The 16,567-nt window shown below is 59.1% G+C and carries 12 protein-coding genes; 8 read left to right on the top strand and 4 right to left on the bottom strand.

All coding sequences use genetic code 11. The features are described from left to right. The first annotated feature begins 112 nt into the window (after window positions 1–112). The 3 genes from GSQ93_RS15245 to GSQ93_RS15235 all read left to right on the top strand — a co-directional run bounded on the left by GSQ93_RS15245 (window position 113) and on the right by GSQ93_RS15235 (window position 3,346). A complete protein-coding gene (locus GSQ93_RS15245) occupies window positions 113–826 on the top strand; it encodes an ABC transporter permease (protein WP_158936503.1) in 714 nt (237 codons plus the stop codon). Window positions 827–876: 50 nt separating this feature from the next. Then, window positions 877–1,656, top strand: a complete 780-nt coding sequence (locus tag GSQ93_RS15240) for an ABC transporter ATP-binding protein (protein WP_158936502.1) — start codon at window positions 877–879, stop codon at window positions 1,654–1,656. A 538-nt stretch (window positions 1,657–2,194) separates the two neighbouring features. Next, window positions 2,195–3,346 (top strand): porin, encoded by a 1,152-nt coding sequence (locus GSQ93_RS15235; protein ID WP_158936838.1) that lies wholly within the window; start codon window positions 2,195–2,197, stop codon window positions 3,344–3,346. Window positions 3,347–3,952: 606 nt separating this feature from the next. On the opposite strand, the gene GSQ93_RS15230 is transcribed toward GSQ93_RS15235, so the two are convergent. The 3 genes from GSQ93_RS15230 to zwf form a co-directional block, all read right to left on the bottom strand. Then, window positions 3,953–5,878, bottom strand: a complete 1,926-nt coding sequence (locus GSQ93_RS15230; RefSeq protein ID WP_158936501.1) for a bifunctional transcriptional regulator/glucokinase — start codon at window positions 5,876–5,878, stop codon at window positions 3,953–3,955. Then, window positions 5,856–6,578, bottom strand: a complete 723-nt coding sequence (pgl, locus tag GSQ93_RS15225; RefSeq protein ID WP_158936500.1) for a 6-phosphogluconolactonase — start codon at window positions 6,576–6,578, stop codon at window positions 5,856–5,858. The genes GSQ93_RS15230 and pgl overlap by 23 nt, the downstream gene beginning before the upstream one ends. 197 nt (window positions 6,579–6,775) lie before the next feature. Further along, the gene (gene zwf, locus GSQ93_RS15220; protein WP_158936499.1) at window positions 6,776–8,236 is read right to left on the bottom strand and encodes a glucose-6-phosphate dehydrogenase; all 1,461 of its coding nucleotides are present in this window, start codon (window positions 8,234–8,236) and stop codon (window positions 6,776–6,778) included. A gap of 529 nt (window positions 8,237–8,765) precedes the next feature. Between zwf and GSQ93_RS15215 the strand changes: the two genes are divergently transcribed. From GSQ93_RS15215 to GSQ93_RS15200, 4 genes are all read left to right on the top strand, one after another. Beyond that, window positions 8,766–10,019, top strand: a complete 1,254-nt coding sequence (locus GSQ93_RS15215; RefSeq protein ID WP_158936498.1) for an ABC transporter substrate-binding protein — start codon at window positions 8,766–8,768, stop codon at window positions 10,017–10,019. A 163-nt stretch (window positions 10,020–10,182) separates the two neighbouring features. Next, window positions 10,183–11,106 carry a carbohydrate ABC transporter permease gene (locus tag GSQ93_RS15210; RefSeq protein WP_367889759.1) on the top strand — a complete coding sequence of 308 codons (924 nt, stop codon included), beginning with the start codon at window positions 10,183–10,185 and terminating at the stop codon, window positions 11,104–11,106. Continuing rightward, window positions 11,096–11,953 (top strand): carbohydrate ABC transporter permease, encoded by an 858-nt coding sequence (locus GSQ93_RS15205; RefSeq protein WP_174254624.1) that lies wholly within the window; start codon window positions 11,096–11,098, stop codon window positions 11,951–11,953. The genes GSQ93_RS15210 and GSQ93_RS15205 overlap by 11 nt, the downstream gene beginning before the upstream one ends. Before the next feature lie 114 nt (window positions 11,954–12,067). Then, entirely contained in the window at window positions 12,068–13,186 is a 1,119-nt protein-coding gene (locus tag GSQ93_RS15200) for an ABC transporter ATP-binding protein (protein WP_158936496.1), read from the top strand. A gap of 104 nt (window positions 13,187–13,290) precedes the next feature. On the opposite strand, the gene GSQ93_RS15195 is transcribed toward GSQ93_RS15200, so the two are convergent. Continuing rightward, window positions 13,291–14,220 carry a hypothetical protein gene (locus tag GSQ93_RS15195; protein WP_254073880.1) on the bottom strand — a complete coding sequence of 310 codons (930 nt, stop codon included), beginning with the start codon at window positions 14,218–14,220 and terminating at the stop codon, window positions 13,291–13,293. A gap of 180 nt (window positions 14,221–14,400) precedes the next feature. Between GSQ93_RS15195 and GSQ93_RS15190 the strand changes: the two genes are divergently transcribed. Beyond that, window positions 14,401–16,548 (top strand): prolyl oligopeptidase family protein, encoded by a 2,148-nt coding sequence (locus GSQ93_RS15190; RefSeq protein ID WP_158936495.1) that lies wholly within the window; start codon window positions 14,401–14,403, stop codon window positions 16,546–16,548. Window positions 16,549–16,567 lie beyond the last annotated feature (19 nt).

The raw sequence follows: 16,567 nt of genomic DNA, 5'->3' as shown, positions 1-16,567 counted from the left end.
ATGGCCATGAGAAGCACGAGAAGCACGAGAAGCCGAAAGCAGCCGTAGCCGGCGCATGAAGACAATCACAGCGAATCCAGACACTGTCAGGTAACCCCACGCGGCGGAATCCATGCTCGAAATCATCCAGGAATACTGGCGCAACTATTTGTTCACCGACGGTTATCGCATCACCGGCCTCGCCATCACTATGTGGCTGCTGGTTGTATCGATCGTGCTCGGTTTCTGCCTGTCGATCCCGTTGTCGGTCGCGCGGGTATCGAAGAACAAGTTCCTGTCGCGCGGCGTCTGGGTCTACACGTATATCTTCCGCGGCACGCCGCTCTACGTGCAACTGCTGCTCTGCTACACGGGGCTCTACAGTCTGCAAGTGGTTCGTGACCACGTGCTGCTGAACCAGTTTTTCCGCGACGGCATGCACTGCACGCTGCTCGCGTTCACGCTGAATACCTGCGCGTACACCACGGAAATCTTCGCCGGCGCGATCCGGGCGACGCCTTACGGTGAGATCGAAGCAGCGCGCGCCTACGGCATGTCGTCGTTCACGCTCTACCGGCGCGTGATCCTGCCGTCGGCGTTGCGCCGGGCGCTCCCCTACTACAGCAACGAAGTGATCCTGATGCTGCACGCGACCACCGTCGCGTTCACCGCCACCGTGCCGGACATCCTCAAGATCGCCCGCGACGTGAATTCCGCGACTTATCAGTCGTTCCAGGCGTTCGGCATTGCCGCCGTGCTTTACCTCTGCATTTCGTTCGCGCTCGTGTGGTTGTTTCGGCGTGCCGAATACCGCTGGCTCGCCTATTTGCGGCCGCAGGGTAAATAAGCCTCAAGGAACAGGAACGGGAACGGGAACAGGAACGGGATCGGCACATCATGAACACACCGGCATCAAAGCTTTTCGTCGATAACCTGCACAAGCAGTACGGCGACAACGAGGTCCTCAAGGGCGTCTCTTTGCGGGCGAAAGCCGGCGATGTGATCAGCGTCATCGGCTCATCGGGGTCGGGCAAGAGCACGATGCTCCGCTGCATCAACTTCCTGGAGCAGCCGAATCAGGGCCGGATTTTCGTCGATGGCGAGGAAATCCGCACGCTCAAGGACAAGTACGGCGCGCTGAAGGCGGCTGAGCCCAAACAGTTGCAGCGCATGCGCACGCGCCTCTCCATGGTGTTCCAGCACTTCAACCTGTGGTCGCACCTGAGCGTGCTGGAAAACGTGATGGAGGCGCCGCTGAAGGTGCTGGGGCTGTCGAAACGGGAAGCGCAGGACCGTGCGCGCACTTATCTCGAGAAAGTGGGACTTGCGCCGCGGCTGGAGCAGCAGTATCCGTCGCATCTGTCGGGCGGCCAGCAGCAGCGCGTGGCTATCGCGCGGGCGCTGGCCATGCACCCGGACGTCATGCTCTTCGATGAACCGACCTCGGCGCTGGACCCCGAACTGGTCGGCGAAGTGCTGAAGGTGATGCAGACGCTTGCCGAAGAAGGCCGCACGATGATCGTGGTAACCCACGAAATGGCGTTTGCACGGAATGTGTCGAATCACGTGGTGTTCCTGCATCAGGGACGAATAGAAGAGGAAGGACGTCCCGACGACGTTTTCGGCAATACCCGCAGCGAACGGCTCAGGCAATTTCTGTCGGGCAGCCTGAAGTAAAACTACAGACCGCCTCCGTTGCACATCTGAAAGCGCCCCGCGGGGCGCTTTTTTAGTTGGTATATCTAAACAGGCAAACGTTGTTAAGCCCTCGGCGCATTAACCTCACGCGCATCGCCCGTCAATAGAGGCAATCCATACCGTTAAGAGTCAGGATCGCCCACATCGTTAGCCCATAAGGCTTTCCACCGTTTTTTACCTTCTTTGTGCAAACTCGCAACACATCGTTCATTGCATTTTCGAGACAGAAAATGGGTTGACAACAATTTTCTTGGCGGCACAAAGGTAATTTGCTAAATTAGTAATCAAAGTACGGAAACGAAGTTCATTAAAAGTAGTTTTACTTCAAAAAGAACTGAGGAGACACCAATCCCAAGGGTTGGTTGTGACACTGGAGGTCAGTCAACGGCCCACCGGATGTCAAGGACACCACCCCTTTGCGTGTCATCCCTCTAAATAGTTTCCGGTTCGGTGCGCTGGCGCCGAACCACTACCGCCGCACTTGGGCTTCTATTTTTTGACAGGGTTGGAGGAGATGATGAAGAAAGCTTTGCTCGCGGCTTCGCTGCTGACGGTCGGCGTTGCAGCACACGCTCAAAGTAGCGTGACGCTCTATGGCCGGCTTGATGCTGGTATCGAATATATGTCGGGCGCGCCTACAAGTAACGGATCTGCTGGTCCTGGCGTCACCACCGGCAGCTCAAATCGTTTCCGTGCGGAAAGTGGTGACTGGGGTACGAGCCTGTGGGGGATGAAGGGCGTCGAAGATCTGGGCGGCGGCAACAAGGCCGTGTTCCAGTTGGAAGGCAGCTTCAACACCATGACCGGTCAGGGCCCGGGTAACAACGGTATCTTCAATCGTTGGGCGACAGTCGGTATCGCCAACGACCAGTTCGGTACCCTGTTGCTGGGTCGCGAACTGTTCATCTCGAACGGCGTGTGGGACTTCGATCCGTTCGGTCAGTCGAACTGGTCGTCGGCGTCGCTGGTGCGTGGCCGCAACTGGCCGCAATCGAGCAACAACGTGTCGTACCAGTCGCCGAAGATCGCGGGCTTTGATGTCTATGGCCAGTACGCTTTCTCGAACACGACGGGCTTCAACGGTAGCGGCGGCAACCCAGCGACACCGGGGACGGGTCGTGAAGGTGGTCTGCAAGTGACCTACACGAACTCGCTGTTCCAGATTCGTGGCCTGTACGACGAGATCCGCAACAACGTGAATGGTGGCCTGGGCGATACAGCCGCGGGATCGCCGAACGGTCCGTTCAACTACGGTCGTGAATACTTCGCCGGCATCAACGTGTTCCTCGGCCAGTTCAAGATTCAGGCCGTGTATCAAGCGTCGCGTACTTCGGGTGAAACCAATGTACCTATCGGCACGCCGACGACGACTGATCAGGAATGGGGCGGTGTGACGTGGCAAGCTACGCCGGCTGCAGCTTTGATCGCAGCGGTTTATCACGTCAATGCGAACAACGGTGGCGGCAATGCCAACATCTACACGGTCGGCGGTTCGTACAACCTGTCCAAGCGTACGTTGTTGGACATCCAGGTTGCATCGGCACGCAACAGCAAGAGCGCCAATTTTGGCCTGAACGCGAACGCCGCGGGTGACACGGTTTCGACCGACAACCCACTGCCTGGCCATAACCAGACGGGCGTGTACGCAGGCATCCAGCACTCGTTCTAAAACGAACGAATCAGCCGGAGCAAGTACGACAGAGAGAGAGTCATAAGGTTTTCACGCTGCTGCGAGAGGCGCGTATCGGTGCGGTGTCTGAAAGGGCATCGCACCGTTTTTTATTTGTTCGTTCGCACCGGTGGACGCGGGTTTGATTGGGTGGGTCGAGGTGGTCGTTATTGAGTCTTTGCCCGGTTGCTGCTTTTAGGGTCTTTGGTCTGCTTAGGTTTGCTAATCTTTTTATCACTGTTAGCCACTGTGCGTGGCAGCACGTCATTTCTTTGTCCAAAGCGACAAAGAAACGAAGCAAAGAAAACGCTTTAAACGCTCTACCCTAAGTGTCCACAGCGTGCAGTTTTCATGCATAGGTGCCCCAAAAGCACGGTGCTCGCCAGAACCACCAATGGTTGAAACCCTCCTTCTCGCGAATCCCGACATAGACACGCTTCGCCACCCGTGCTCTCGGGCAAGATCAGTTCGCCTACGGACTTGCACGGCCCTTCGCTTTCCCTCACGCGCTACGCGCCCCTAAGCGCAAAAAACCGCCAATGCGAACTTCGCATTGGCGGTTTTTTTATTGGAGCGCCCGCTCTGGCGCGCCACGTCTCACGACCTTCAGTCGCGTGCTATGCCCGCCGCGCCGTGGCTCAGCCAGTCAAGCACCGCGCCCGTATCGTCGTCGCCCGCTTCACGCACCTTTGCCATCGCATCGCTCACATCGGCACTCGCCGGCACCGCACGACGAATCGCCACGCCAACCGCAAGTATGTCGATCATCACAAGATGCAAGATGCGCGAAATCATCGACATCTGCGATTCGCGGATCTCAATGTGATCCGTTTCCAACGCCACCGTCGCCCGCTTGGCCAACGGCGTGTTGCTCGACGTGATCGCCACCACCGTCGCGCCCTGCTGCATCGCTATCTCAAGCACACGCAATAACTCCGGCGCACGCCCCGACTTCGATACCGCCACAATCACATCGCCCTTGCCCAACAACGCCGCCGACGCCGCCTGCATGTACAAATCGCCATAAGCAATGGTCGGGATGCCGAAACGAAAGAACTTGTAATGCGCATCCTGCGCCACGATGTTCGAATTGCCCAAGCCATAAAACTCAATTCGCCGCGCGCCATTGAGAATATCGATCGCACGCTCCACATGATCGAAGTTCAAATGCTCACGCAATTGCAAGATCGCGGACACCGTGTTGTCCAATACCTTCGCACCAAAATCCGTGGCGGTATCGCCCAGATGCACCTGGCTGTGGCTCACCGGAATCGTGCCCGTCAGGCCCGTCGCCAGCTTCAGCTTGAAATCGGATAAGCCCTGGCAACCCAGCGACCGGCAAAAGCGAATTACCGTCGGCTGGCTCACGTCAGCCTTGCGCGCTATATCGATGATCGGATCATTGATGATCGAACGCGGATGGTTCAAAGCAAGATCCGCCACGCGGCGCTCGGCCGGCGTCAACGCATCGCGCATCTGGCGAATCCGCTCGAACACCGCGGACGAACCGCCGTTCGCACGATTCGACAACTGCTCCGACAAAATAGCCGATACCCCCAGAAACGCCGGATATTCTGCCGTGATAATGAACGTGGGCACGCTCGACAAATACTGCTGAAAACGCCCCTTCGCTTCAAACCGCTCGCGAAACGGCGACTTCGTGAACAACTCGCCCAACTTCAACACCACCCCGCCGCCGATAAATATCCCGCCCAGCGCACCCAGCGTCACCGCAATATTCCCGGCAAACGTGCCAAGAATGCCGCAGAAACAGTTCACGGCTTCAAGCGCAAGCGCCTCGCCATCGTGCGCGCGCTGTGTAATGCTGGCCGACTCGAGATCGTCCGCCACGCTCACGCTATCGCGTTCGGCAAGCGCCTGGTAAATCAGCAACAAACCCGGTCCCGCCGACACACGCTCGAACGACACGTGCGGAAATTTCTTGCGCGCAAAACGCATCACCAGGTCTTCACGCTCATTCGACGGCGCAAAGCTCGCATGACCACCTTCGCTACCAAGAGCAATCCAGCGGTCATCGGCGGGAATCAGGCCGGACACGCCCAAGCCCGTACCCGGCCCAAGCAAGCCAATCACACTGTTCTGCCGGCGCGCACCGCCGCCGATCTGCACGCGCTGGGCATCGGTCAGGCCCGGCAACGCCATCGCCAAAGCGGTGAAGTCGTTCACGACCAGAAGCGTATCGAAACCCAGCGCGCGGCGCGTAGCCTCGATCGAAAAGCTCCAGTCGTGATTCGTCATGGAGACGTGATCGCCGTCCACCGGATTCGCAATCGCCACGGCCGCGTGGTTGACGCGGGCCACCTTGATGTCCTTCAGATACTGCTGCATTGCCTCAGCAATGCCCGGATAGTCACGGCCGGGATACACCCGTATTTCACCAATCACACCCGGCGACGTCTCGAGCGCAAATCGCGCGTTCGTACCGCCAACATCGGCCAAAAGCCGGGGTCCGTCGGCGTGCTGACTTCCGGCCGCTACCGTTACGGCCTTACTTTGCACACCAGTAGACATCGAGCCTGACTCCCTGAGTATTAGCCAGCGTCGAGATGGCGTTTTTTTGCGGTGCGGCAAGCGCAGCGGTTAGTACATCCAGCTTCTTCTGCCCACTAATGAACAGATAAAGCTGCTTGACGTCCTTGAGCGCGGACATGGACAACGACACACGCGCGTGCGGCGCACTGCCCGGATGTACCGATATAAACCGGTCAGCCGTCGATATCGCAAAGTCCCACTCGGGGGCATCGGCGAAAATGGACGCCGTATGGCCGTCCTCGCCCATGCCGAGCACGGCAACGTCAGGCACCCGGCGCTGCGGATCACCATTCAAATCTGCGATGTGCGCATCCAATGGCCGCGCCGTGTCCACCAGCGGCAGGAAATAGGCGCCGCTCGCTGCATTCTGCAACAGTGTTTCACGCACCAGGCGTGCATTGCTCGCGGTGTCCGACTCCGGCACCCAACGGTCATCGACCAGGGTGACGTTGATATGCGTCCAGTCGAGCGCATAGGCCGAAAGGGTTTGCAGGAACGGCTTCGGGCTCGTGCCGCCGGATACGGCGAGCGTTGCGTGTTGGGTGGGATTGCCAGCCACAGCGGCGTCAGCCGACGCCGCTCCGCGAGCTGCGAGCGTTGCGGTAAGCGCGTCGCCTACCGCTTCTGCCAACGCGTCGGATTGGGCGCTTGGCTCATCAAAAGTATGAAGCTGGATCACTGCTCCTCCATGCTGCCTTGTTTTGGTTTCATTTCGCCCGTTGCGACAACGCTTGAACTGCTTTCAGCGTCACGCAACGGGATTTGTCTCGGCTTTAATTGCAACATGTCTACAGCACGTACGTCTTAGAACACGTTCCACCGACCCATTACAACGGTCTCAATACCAGTCTTGATTCTTAGCCTTGATACTTAGTCTTAATTCTCTTCTTCCAGCCAGCAGGTGCCGTGCTGCGCCAGCATCGCACTTGCCGCCGCCGGTCCCCACGTGCCCGATGCATAAGGCTTAGGTGGTTTCCCCGACGATGCCCACTCGTCCAGGATCGGCTCAACATAACGCCACGCCGCTTCCTGCTCATCGCGCCGCACGAACAACGCGAGACGTCCGTTGATCACGTCGAGCAGCAGGCGCTGATACGCCTCCATCTGCCCTTCCTTGAAAAACTTGTCGAAGGCGAGATCCAGATGGACGCTCGCGAGATTCATGCCCTCGCCGGGCTGCTTGGCCAGGCAGTACAGGCGAATGGTTTCGTTCGGCTGCAAGCGAATCACCAACCGGTTCGCGCCTGCCCGCAACGCGTTGGCACCCAGCGCCGAATGCGGCACGGGACGGAAATTCACGACAATCTCTGCCGTACGATCCGCCAGCCGCTTGCCGGTGCGCAGGAAAAACGGCACGCCAGCCCAGCGCCAGTTTTCGATCTCCACCTTCAACGCCACAAACGTCTCGGTATGGCTATCCGGCCGCACGCCCTTTTCGGTAGCGTACGCCGGCACCGACGTACCCTTGATCACGCCAGCATGATATTGGCCGCGCACGGCAACCTTGCTGATGTCGCGCGGATCGACGGGTTTAAGCGCGCGCAGCACGCGCAGCTTTTCGTCCCGTACGGAATCGGAATCCATGGAATGCGGCGGTTCCATCGTCACGATGGAAAGCAACTGCAGCAAGTGGTTCTGCACCATGTCGCGCAATGCGCCGGTGTTGTCGTAGAAATCGCCGCGCGCTTCCACGCCCAGCTCTTCCGCAATCGTGATCTGGATGCTCTCCACCCATTCGCGGCGCCACAGTGGTTCGAACAACGCATTGCCAAAGCGCAACGCCAGCAGGTTCTGCACCGGCTCCTTACCGAGATAGTGATCGATCCGATAAATCTGCTCTTCCTGGAAAATCTCGCCGACCGCGTCGTTGATGGCCTTCGACGACTTCAGGTCGTAGCCCAGCGGCTTTTCCAGCACGATCCGCGCGTTTTCGTTCAGGCCGACATCGGCGAGCGCACGGCAAATTGGCACGAACAGCGACGGTCCCGTCGCGAGGTAAAACACCCGCGTGCCGCCGTGCTCGTTCACCGCATCGCGCAGCAGCTTGAAGTCTTCCGGCTTGCCGAGATCGAGACGAACGTAGACAAAGCGCGCAAGGAAAGTCTTCCACACGCTTTCGTCGACACCGTTCTTCGACACGTGCGGCTTGACGTGTTCATCGACCCACTTCAAATACGCCTCGCGATCTTCGGCGGCGCGCGCCACCGCGACGATCTTGCCGCCTTCAGCGAGCATTCCGCCCCGGTGCGCTTCGAACAGCGCCGGCAGGATCTTGCGCATCGAAAGATCGCCTGTTCCGCCGAACAGAACAAAGGTGAAATTCGAGTCGTTTTGCATGTGTCTCCGCTGGGGTTCAGTAGGACCGTAGTCCGATAAAATTTTTTTTGACACTGAATTGTAGTTTAACTACAATTCAAATCAAGGGGTAACGTGATCCCGGAAAAAAACACTTAGTCAATCAGAACATGCGTGTTTTCCCGGAGATTCATGTCTAGTTGCATGGTAATGGACCTGAGCCGATGACGCTTTTGCCAGATAGGCAACGGTGCGGCAAGGGAAAAAACCGCGTTGATGCAAAACCCCGGACGCACGCCGCGCTGGCTCATGCCAGTGTGAACGGGCAAAAATCAAAAGAGGAGACACAGTTGCGATTCGACACACTCATCTCTTGAGAGCCGTGCGGCCGTGGTTCGGTCTGCCGGCCAGGCTGGCTTGCCCAAGGTTACTTGCCCTGGACAATGCTTGGCCTTATCCCGCCGACACCGCCGATAACCGGCCACTTCAGTTTGTTCATGTTCCAGCCATCGCTTCCTGGCGGCATCAGGGGCCAATCGTTTTTTGTTCAGGTGTTCGGAGGAGATAAACAATGAAATTTCGCAAGCTCATCGGCGCGCTCGGCGCCGCAGGTCTGTTGTGCGGCGTGTCGGCGCAAGCGGTTCAGGCAGCTGAATCCCTGTCGGTACTGCACTGGTGGACTTCCGGTGGTGAGTCGAAGGCCGTTGGCGTCTTGAAAGACGACATGACCAAAGAGGGCTACACCTGGAAGGACTTCGCCGTTGCAGGCGGCGCGGGTGCTGCGGCCATGACGGCGCTCAAGACCCAGGTCATCTCGGGCAACGCACCGTCGGCAGCACAGATCAAGGGTCCGCTGATCCAGGAATGGGCTGAACAAGGCGTGCTCGTGCCGATCGACTCGGTTGCCGGTGACTGGAAGAAGAACCTGCCGCCCGAAATCGACAAGATCATGCACGCCGATGGCCACTACGTTGCAGCACCGTTCTCGGTGCATCGCGTGAACTGGCTGTGGATCAACAAGGCAGCGCTGGACAAGGCAGGCGGCAAGGTTCCGACCACGTGGCCGGAATTCTTCGAACTGGCTGACAAGATGAAGGCCCAGGGCATCGTTCCGGTGGCAGCAGGCGGCCAGCCGTGGCAAGACCTGACCTTGTGGGAAGACGTCGTGCTGTCGCAAGGCGCGGACTTCTACAAGAAAGCGATTGTCGATCTGGACCAGAAGACGCTGACGTCGGACCAGATGGTTGGCGTGTTCGACACGGTGCGCAAGATCGAAACGTATTTCGATAACGGCCGCACCGGCCGCGACTGGAACCTGGCAACCGCCATGGTCATCAACGGCAAGGCCGGCATGCAGTTCATGGGCGACTGGGCCAAGGGCGAGTTCGCAGGCGCGAACAAGACCGCCGGTACGGACTATGTCTGCGCACCGGTGCCGGGCACCTCGAAGCAGTACACGTTCAACGTCGACTCGTTCGTGTTCTTCCAGCAGAAGGGCTCGAAGGAAGCGACGCCGGGACAACTGGCGCTCGCCAAGACCATCATGTCGCCTGCATTCCAGGAACAGTTCAGCCTGTACAAGGGCTCGATCCCGGTTCGCCTGGGTGTATCGATGGCTAAGTTCGACGCATGCGGCAAGCAGTCGTACGCCGATGAACAAACGGCCATCAAGGCAGGCGGTTATGTGCCGTCGCTGGCTCACGGCATGGCGCAAGGTGACGCAACGGCAGGCGCGATCACCGACGTCGTGACGAAGTTCATGAACTCGACGCAGGATTCGAAGAGCGCAGTTGCCGCTCTCGCGAATGCCGCGAAGACGAAGTAAACATTCCGTTCGGTAATACCGGGCGCGCGGCTTTAACCCGCCGCGCGCTTGTAGCAAATCCCAAGCATGAGTTGGCGTAAAAAACTGCTGCATCCCTGTTCCGGCCTGAGACTCTTGCCGGCAAATTTCCAGGAGTCGAGAAGTGGCTGCCTCCCCTAGCGGTATCGCGAGCAAGACATCGCGCACCCCGCCTCGCCGCACGTCGCCTCTGGCGGCGCTTGCCGATACATACATTCCGAAGCTCGTACTCGCGCCAAGCGTGCTGATTGCACTGGTGTTCGTGTACGGCTTTATCCTGATCACCGGCTGGCTTTCGCTGACCAATTCGCGATTGATGCCGCGTTATGAATTTACCGGCTTCCAGCGCTACACCGAGTTGTTCTCGAATGACGTCTGGTGGACGTCCGCTGCGAACCTTGGATGGTTCGGCATTCCGTTCATCGCAATCTGCGTGGGGCTCGGGCTGTTCCTGGCCATCTTGCTCGACCAGAAGATCCGTAATGAAGGTGCGTTGCGCGCGATTTTCCTTTATCCGATGGCGTTGTCGTTCATCGTGACAGGCACTGCGTGGCAGTGGATCCTGAATCCGGGACTCGGACTGGAAAAGATTTTCCACGACTGGGGCTGGACGAGCTTTTCGTTCGACTGGCTAGGCAACCCCGACAAGGCGATCTTCTGCATCGTGATCGCGGCCGTGTGGCAATCCACCGGTTTCGTGATGGCGCTGTTCCTCGCCGGTTTGCGTGGCGTGGATGCAGAGATCTTCAAGGCAGCGCAGATGGACGGCGCTTCCTTGCCGCGGATCTATCGCAGTATCGTCATTCCGAGCATGCGGCCGGTGTTCTTCTCCGTGCTGCTGATTCTCTGCCACATCACCATCAAGACCTTCGACCTCGTGGTTGCGTTGACCGCGGGCGGTCCGGGCACGTCGTCGTCGCTGCCGGCCATGTTCATGTACACGTTTTCGTTTAACCGCGGGCAGTTGGGCCTGGGCGCCGCGTCGTCGATGATGATGCTTGCTACTGTTGTCGCCGTGCTGGTGCCGCTCATGTATCTGGAATCGAGGAGCACGCGCAATGGAATCTAAGATGACGATCAGCCGCGCCGTCATCTATGCGGCGCTGATTCTGTTTGCCCTGTACTTCCTGTTCCCGATCTACGTGATGCTCTCGACGTCCTTCAAGGACCTCGACCAGTTGCGCACCGGCAACCTGCTCACGCCGCCTACCTCGTTCACGTTCGCGCCTTGGGTCAAGGCGTGGTCGCAATCGTGTACCGGCGTGCGTTGCGACGGCATGGAACCGTTCTTCATGAACTCCGTGCGCATGGTGATCCCGGCCGTGCTGATCTCGTCGATAGTCGGCGCGTTCAACGGTTACGTGCTCACGCATTGGCGCTTCCGTGGTGCCGATGCCGTGTTCACCATGCTGCTGGTCGGTTGTTTCATCCCGTTCCAGGCCATCCTTTTGCCGATGGCGCGTTTGCAAGGCATGTTGGGACTCGCTAACACCACGGCCGGTCTTGTGCTCGTGCACGTGGTCTACGGTATTGCGTTCACCACCATGTTCTTCCGCAACTTCTACGTGAGTATTCCGGCGGAGCTGGTGAAGGCGGCGCGTATTGACGGTGCGGGTTTCTTCACCATCTTCACGAAGATCCTGCTGCCGGTATCGCTGCCAATTTTCATGGTGTGCCTGATTTGGCAATTCACGCAGATCTGGAACGACTTCCTGTTCGGGATCGTGTTCTCCGGCGTCGATTCAATGCCGATCACCGTCGCCCTGAACAACCTGGTCAACACATCGACGGGCGTGAAGGAATACAACGTCGACATGGCTGCTGCGATCATTGCCGCCCTGCCCACCCTGCTCGTCTACATGGTCGCCGGCCGGTTCTTCGTGCGCGGCCTGACAGCGGGCGCGGTGAAGGGCTGATTTCCGGGGCTGAATTCCCGCGGGGCGCGTTCAGTTGCTGAACGGCGCTCGCGGTAGAAGATCAACTGATGTGCGCGATGAAATTCAGCGCAGAGACATTAAAGGATTCATAGCATGGCAAGCCTTTCAATCCGCGACGTGTACAAGACTTACGCGAACGGCGTTCCCGTTCTGAAGGGCGTGAACATCGACATCGAGGATGGTCAGTTCCTGATCCTCGTGGGCGGTTCGGGCTGCGGCAAGTCCACGTTGCTCAATATGATCGCCGGGCTGGAAACGGTCACCAAGGGCGACATCATGATCGACGGCAAGACGGTGAACAACCTCTCGCCGAAGGATCGCGACATTGCGATGGTGTTCCAGTCGTACGCGCTGTATCCGTCCATGACGGTGCGCGAGAACATCTCGTTCGGGCTGAACATCCGCAAGGTGCCGAAGGACGAGCAGAAGGCGATTGTGACGCGCGTATCGGACACGCTGCAGATCCAGCATTTGCTCGATCGGAAGCCTGGCCAGTTGTCGGGTGGTCAGCGTCAGCGCGTGGCCATGGGGCGTGCTCTGGCGCGCGATCCGGTGATGTTCCTGTTCGATGAGCCGTTGTCGAACCTGGATGCGAAGCTGCGGATCGAGATGCGGTCGGAGATCAAGCTGCTGCATCAGCGTCTGGGTACGACGATTGTGTATGTGACGCACGATCAGATTGAAGCCATGACGCTGGGCGACCGGATCGCGGTGATGAAGGATGGCGTGGTGCAGCAGTTCGGCGCACCGCAGGATATCTATGATTCGCCGGCGAACTTGTTCGTGGCGGGTTTCATCGGCGCGCCGCCGATGAATTTTATCGATGGCAAGCTGGTCGAGGCTGGGTCGGGTATCGGGCTTGAGGTCGATACCGGCGTGACGCGCACCGTGCTGAACCTGCCGTTCGATGCGGCTGCGGTCCGCGGCAAGATTGGCCAGAACGTGATTCTTGGGCTGCGGCCGGAGCGGATCACGGATGCCCGCAGCGCGCATAACGTGGAAGACGCGCGGTTGCAGCCTATTGAGGTGAAGATCGATGTGATCGAACCGACGGGCCCGGATACGCTGGTGTTCACGCAGGTGAACGGCAAGCGCGTCGTGAGCCGCGTGCACCCGGCGAGCAACCCGCAACCGCTGACGAACATGACGCTGTTGTTCGATGTATCGAAGGCGGTGTTGTTTGATTCGAAGAGCGAAGAACGGTTGGCTTGAGGTCAAGCGCTCTGAATTAGAAAGCCGCGCGCCCGAAGGGGTGCGCGGCTTTTCTGTTTTGGGCGTTTAGCATGCGCACTTGCTTACTGAGTGTTGCCGACTGCTTACCGCCCTGCCCCGCGCGCATGAAGCTCAGCGCGCTGGCGCTCCAGGCTCCGGCCCAGATCGCCCTCGAACATGGCCGAACCTTGATGGCTCAGATTCGACTTCGTATCGATTGCGGGCGTAATGCCGATCGCCGCGCACCGCCGGCAGAACGCATAGTCCTCAGAGAGATAGGTGCCTTTTTGCGGGTCGATCATCGTATCGAAAAACGCGTAGTGAAGCCCAGCCATTTTCCCTGCGGTGTGTTCCGGCCGGCCGATCAGGTCAGGTTGGTAGCGAAGCTCGGGAAAGCTGATCGCGAGATTCAAAAACACCTCACGCTTGATCAGCATAAATCCTGTTGGGGCGTCGATGACATCGAGAAAACCGTCTTCATCAGGTTCCAGTTCACCCGCGGCCGCGGTGGCTGGATAACGGGCGAAGCGCTCGCGAAAATCGGCCTTCGTCGTGCCGGCCGGCAAGGCTTCCAGCAAGCCCTCCGACGGCCAGCCATCAGTTTTGAGCGGATAGACGCCTGCCACCAATGGACGATCCGCCAGAAGCAGCCGAACGACATCGGAACCCTTGAAACCGATATCGCCGTCGATCCACATCAGATGCGTAAACCGATCGTCCGCGAGATATTCCGCCACCATCGTATTGCGAGCACGTGTGATCAGGCTGTCGAAGCTGTTGAAATTTATCCTGAGACCGAATTCGTGCCGGTCGGAGGCGTCGTACAGATCGAGCAGCCCCTGGACATAGCTGGTGGTCACTACGCCGCCGTAACTGGGTGTGGCCACAAATACATTGGCGGGAATCTTTACATCGGTAGTCAAGGTAGCTCCGGAAACGGTGAAATCCATGGCCCTGCGTGCCGGGCCTTCATGCGCCTTATCCCGTTCAGTTTTGATACCTTTCGGAACCTGTTGGAGCGAGCGGAACGGCATCCTAGCCGAATAAATCATCTCGAAAAACTGTGCGTTCGAAGTCGGCCTAGGCCCAGGTTGCAGGCTACGGTCATCGACAGCGCCGCACGTCCCTTGCGTCGAACAGGCACAATCCCTGTTCACCGACAATATCGGCGGCGCTGGCATGCTGCGCGTTGCCGCTTCGCAGACACTCCCGACATGACGCAAACCTTCCTCGACGACCATCCTGACCTCGCGTGGGTTTCCACGCCGAAAAAGTCCAGCCACGAGGATCCATTCATTGAACTCGAAGCGCTTGACGATGCCCGTGTCGACTCGTGGGTCGATGCGCAAAACGCCCGCACGACCGCCACATTTGGTAAAACGGCGCAAACCGATGCACTGACCGCACGCCTGAAAACCGCTTACACGTCACAGGAGCGCATTGTTTCCTGCTCGCGCTATGACGACTGGGGCTATAACACGTGGCAGGACGAGACTCATCCGCTCGGGATCGTTCGGCGCACGCCCTGGCAGAAATGGCTCGCAGGCAAGCCCGAATGGCAAACCATCCTGGACGTCGACCAGATCGACTTGAACACGAGCGCCGCCAAAGACGGCATCCGCTGGGCGCTGCACGACTTCGACATGCTCTATCCGACCTGGGACCGGGCACTGGTGAGCTTGTCGCCGGGCGGCTCGGACGCATGCATGGTCCGTGAATTCGACATCGAAACGCAGCGCTTCGTGGAAGACGGTTTCACGCTCCCCGACGTTGGCAAGCACGGCATCTCGTGGATTGATCTCGACACGGTGTATGTCGGCTGGGACGATAGCGCGTACAGTAAAAAGCCTGCGCTGACCACGTCCGGTTTCCCGCGCCAGGCGCGCAAATGGAAGCGCGGCACGAAGCTGGCCGATGCCCCCGTAGTCTTCGAAGGCAAGCGTCGCGATGTCTCGGCGGGCGTGGATTACGATCAGCTCGAAAAGCTGCATCTTGCTTCGCGCGCGACGTCCTTCTTCGAGACGCTCCAATACTGGCTCGATGAAACCACCGGCGAGTGGCAGCAATACGATGTCCCGCTGCACGCAGAACTGGAGCATTGGAACGGCTGGCTGTTCGTCACGCCACGCGAGCCCTACGAAGCAAGTGCAACATCGGGCGCAACGGCCTACGCGAGCGGTTCGCTGCTCGTCATTCGCCGCGATGCCTTCCTGAAAGGCGCGCGCAATTTCACCGTGCTGTTCACGCCGTCAGGCCGAACCGTTCTCGCCGATATCGACTTCACGAAGCACTGGCTGGTGGTGTCGCAAATGGACGATGGTTCGCCACGCGTGGAATTGCTTGGCCCTCCGGCCGATCTCGAAGGCGAATGGACGCGTCGTCATTTCGCGCTGCCGGCGGCGAGCCAGTCGTACGTAGATTCCATCGACAGCGAACGCGACGACACCGTGCTCGTTCACGTCGAACATTTCCTCACGCCGCCGTCGCTTTACTACGCCGACTTCGCGCAACCGGACAGCGAATGGCAACTGCTCGCCCGCCTTCCCGCTCAGTTCGACTCCACCGGCCTCATTGCTGAGCGTCGTCACGCGATATCAACCGATGGCGTCGCTATTCCGTATTGGCTGATCGGTCGTGAAGCGAACGTGAAAGGTCATCAATCAGCGCCCTGCCTGCTCTATGGCTACGGCGGTTTCGAAGTGGCGCTCGATCCGCATTACGACGCAACCACCGGCATCGCGTGGCTCGAAAGCGGTGGGTTGTACGCCGTCGCGAACATTCGTGGCGGCGGCGAGTTCGGGCCGGAGTGGCATCAGGCGGCGCAGCGTGAAAAGCGCCAGGTCGCGTTCGATGACTTCATCGCAGTTGCCGAAGCATTGGTGGCGTCAGGTGTGACGACATCGAAACAACTCGCTGTTCGCGGTGGCAGCAATGGCGGCTTGCTGACCGGCGTCATGCTGGTCCAGCGACCGGAATTGTTCGGCGCGGTGTTATCCGAGGTGCCCTTGCTCGACATGGCGCGTTTTCATTTACTGCTGCAAGGCGCCTCATGGATCGATGAATACGGCGACCCCGCAGACGACCGCGACCTGCGCTTCCTGATGACGTACTCACCGTATCAAAACGTCAAAGCCGACGTGGTTTATCCGCCGGCGATGTTCACGTCATCGGCGACCGATGACCGCGTGCATCCGGGCCACGCCCGCAAGATGGCCGCCCGGATGCAGGCGCAGGGACATGACCGCGTGTGGTATCTGGAGAACCGCGACGGGGGTCACGGCGCGGGTGTGGAGGCGGAAAGCATCGCCCGGGTGGAGGCGACTGCGTTCGCTTTCTTGCAGAAGATGGTCGGCGGCGAGTGACGTTTTTCCGAGCGCGCGG

This window comes from Burkholderia sp. S171, assembly GCF_009766085.1.
Taxonomy (GTDB): Bacteria; Pseudomonadota; Gammaproteobacteria; order Burkholderiales; family Burkholderiaceae; genus Caballeronia.
The sequence above is the reverse complement of the archived record's forward strand: the minus strand, read 5'-3'. Positions and strand labels throughout refer to the sequence as shown.

Coding starts and splice junctions, on each gene's coding strand:
- GSQ93_RS15235 (WP_158936838.1), top strand. CDS start 2,195: ATGAAGAAAGCTTTGCTCGCGGCTTCGCTGCTGACGGTCGGCGTTGCA.
- zwf (WP_158936499.1), bottom strand. CDS start 8,236: ATGCAAAACGACTCGAATTTCACCTTTGTTCTGTTCGGCGGAACAGGC.
- GSQ93_RS15205 (WP_174254624.1), top strand. CDS start 11,096: ATGGAATCTAAGATGACGATCAGCCGCGCCGTCATCTATGCGGCGCTG.
- GSQ93_RS15190 (WP_158936495.1), top strand. CDS start 14,401: ATGACGCAAACCTTCCTCGACGACCATCCTGACCTCGCGTGGGTTTCC.
- GSQ93_RS15245 (WP_158936503.1), top strand. CDS start 113: ATGCTCGAAATCATCCAGGAATACTGGCGCAACTATTTGTTCACCGAC.
- GSQ93_RS15200 (WP_158936496.1), top strand. CDS start 12,068: ATGGCAAGCCTTTCAATCCGCGACGTGTACAAGACTTACGCGAACGGC.
- GSQ93_RS15240 (WP_158936502.1), top strand. CDS start 877: ATGAACACACCGGCATCAAAGCTTTTCGTCGATAACCTGCACAAGCAG.
- GSQ93_RS15230 (WP_158936501.1), bottom strand. CDS start 5,878: ATGTCTACTGGTGTGCAAAGTAAGGCCGTAACGGTAGCGGCCGGAAGT.
- GSQ93_RS15195 (WP_254073880.1), bottom strand. CDS start 14,220: ATGCCGTTCCGCTCGCTCCAACAGGTTCCGAAAGGTATCAAAACTGAA.
- GSQ93_RS15215 (WP_158936498.1), top strand. CDS start 8,766: ATGAAATTTCGCAAGCTCATCGGCGCGCTCGGCGCCGCAGGTCTGTTG.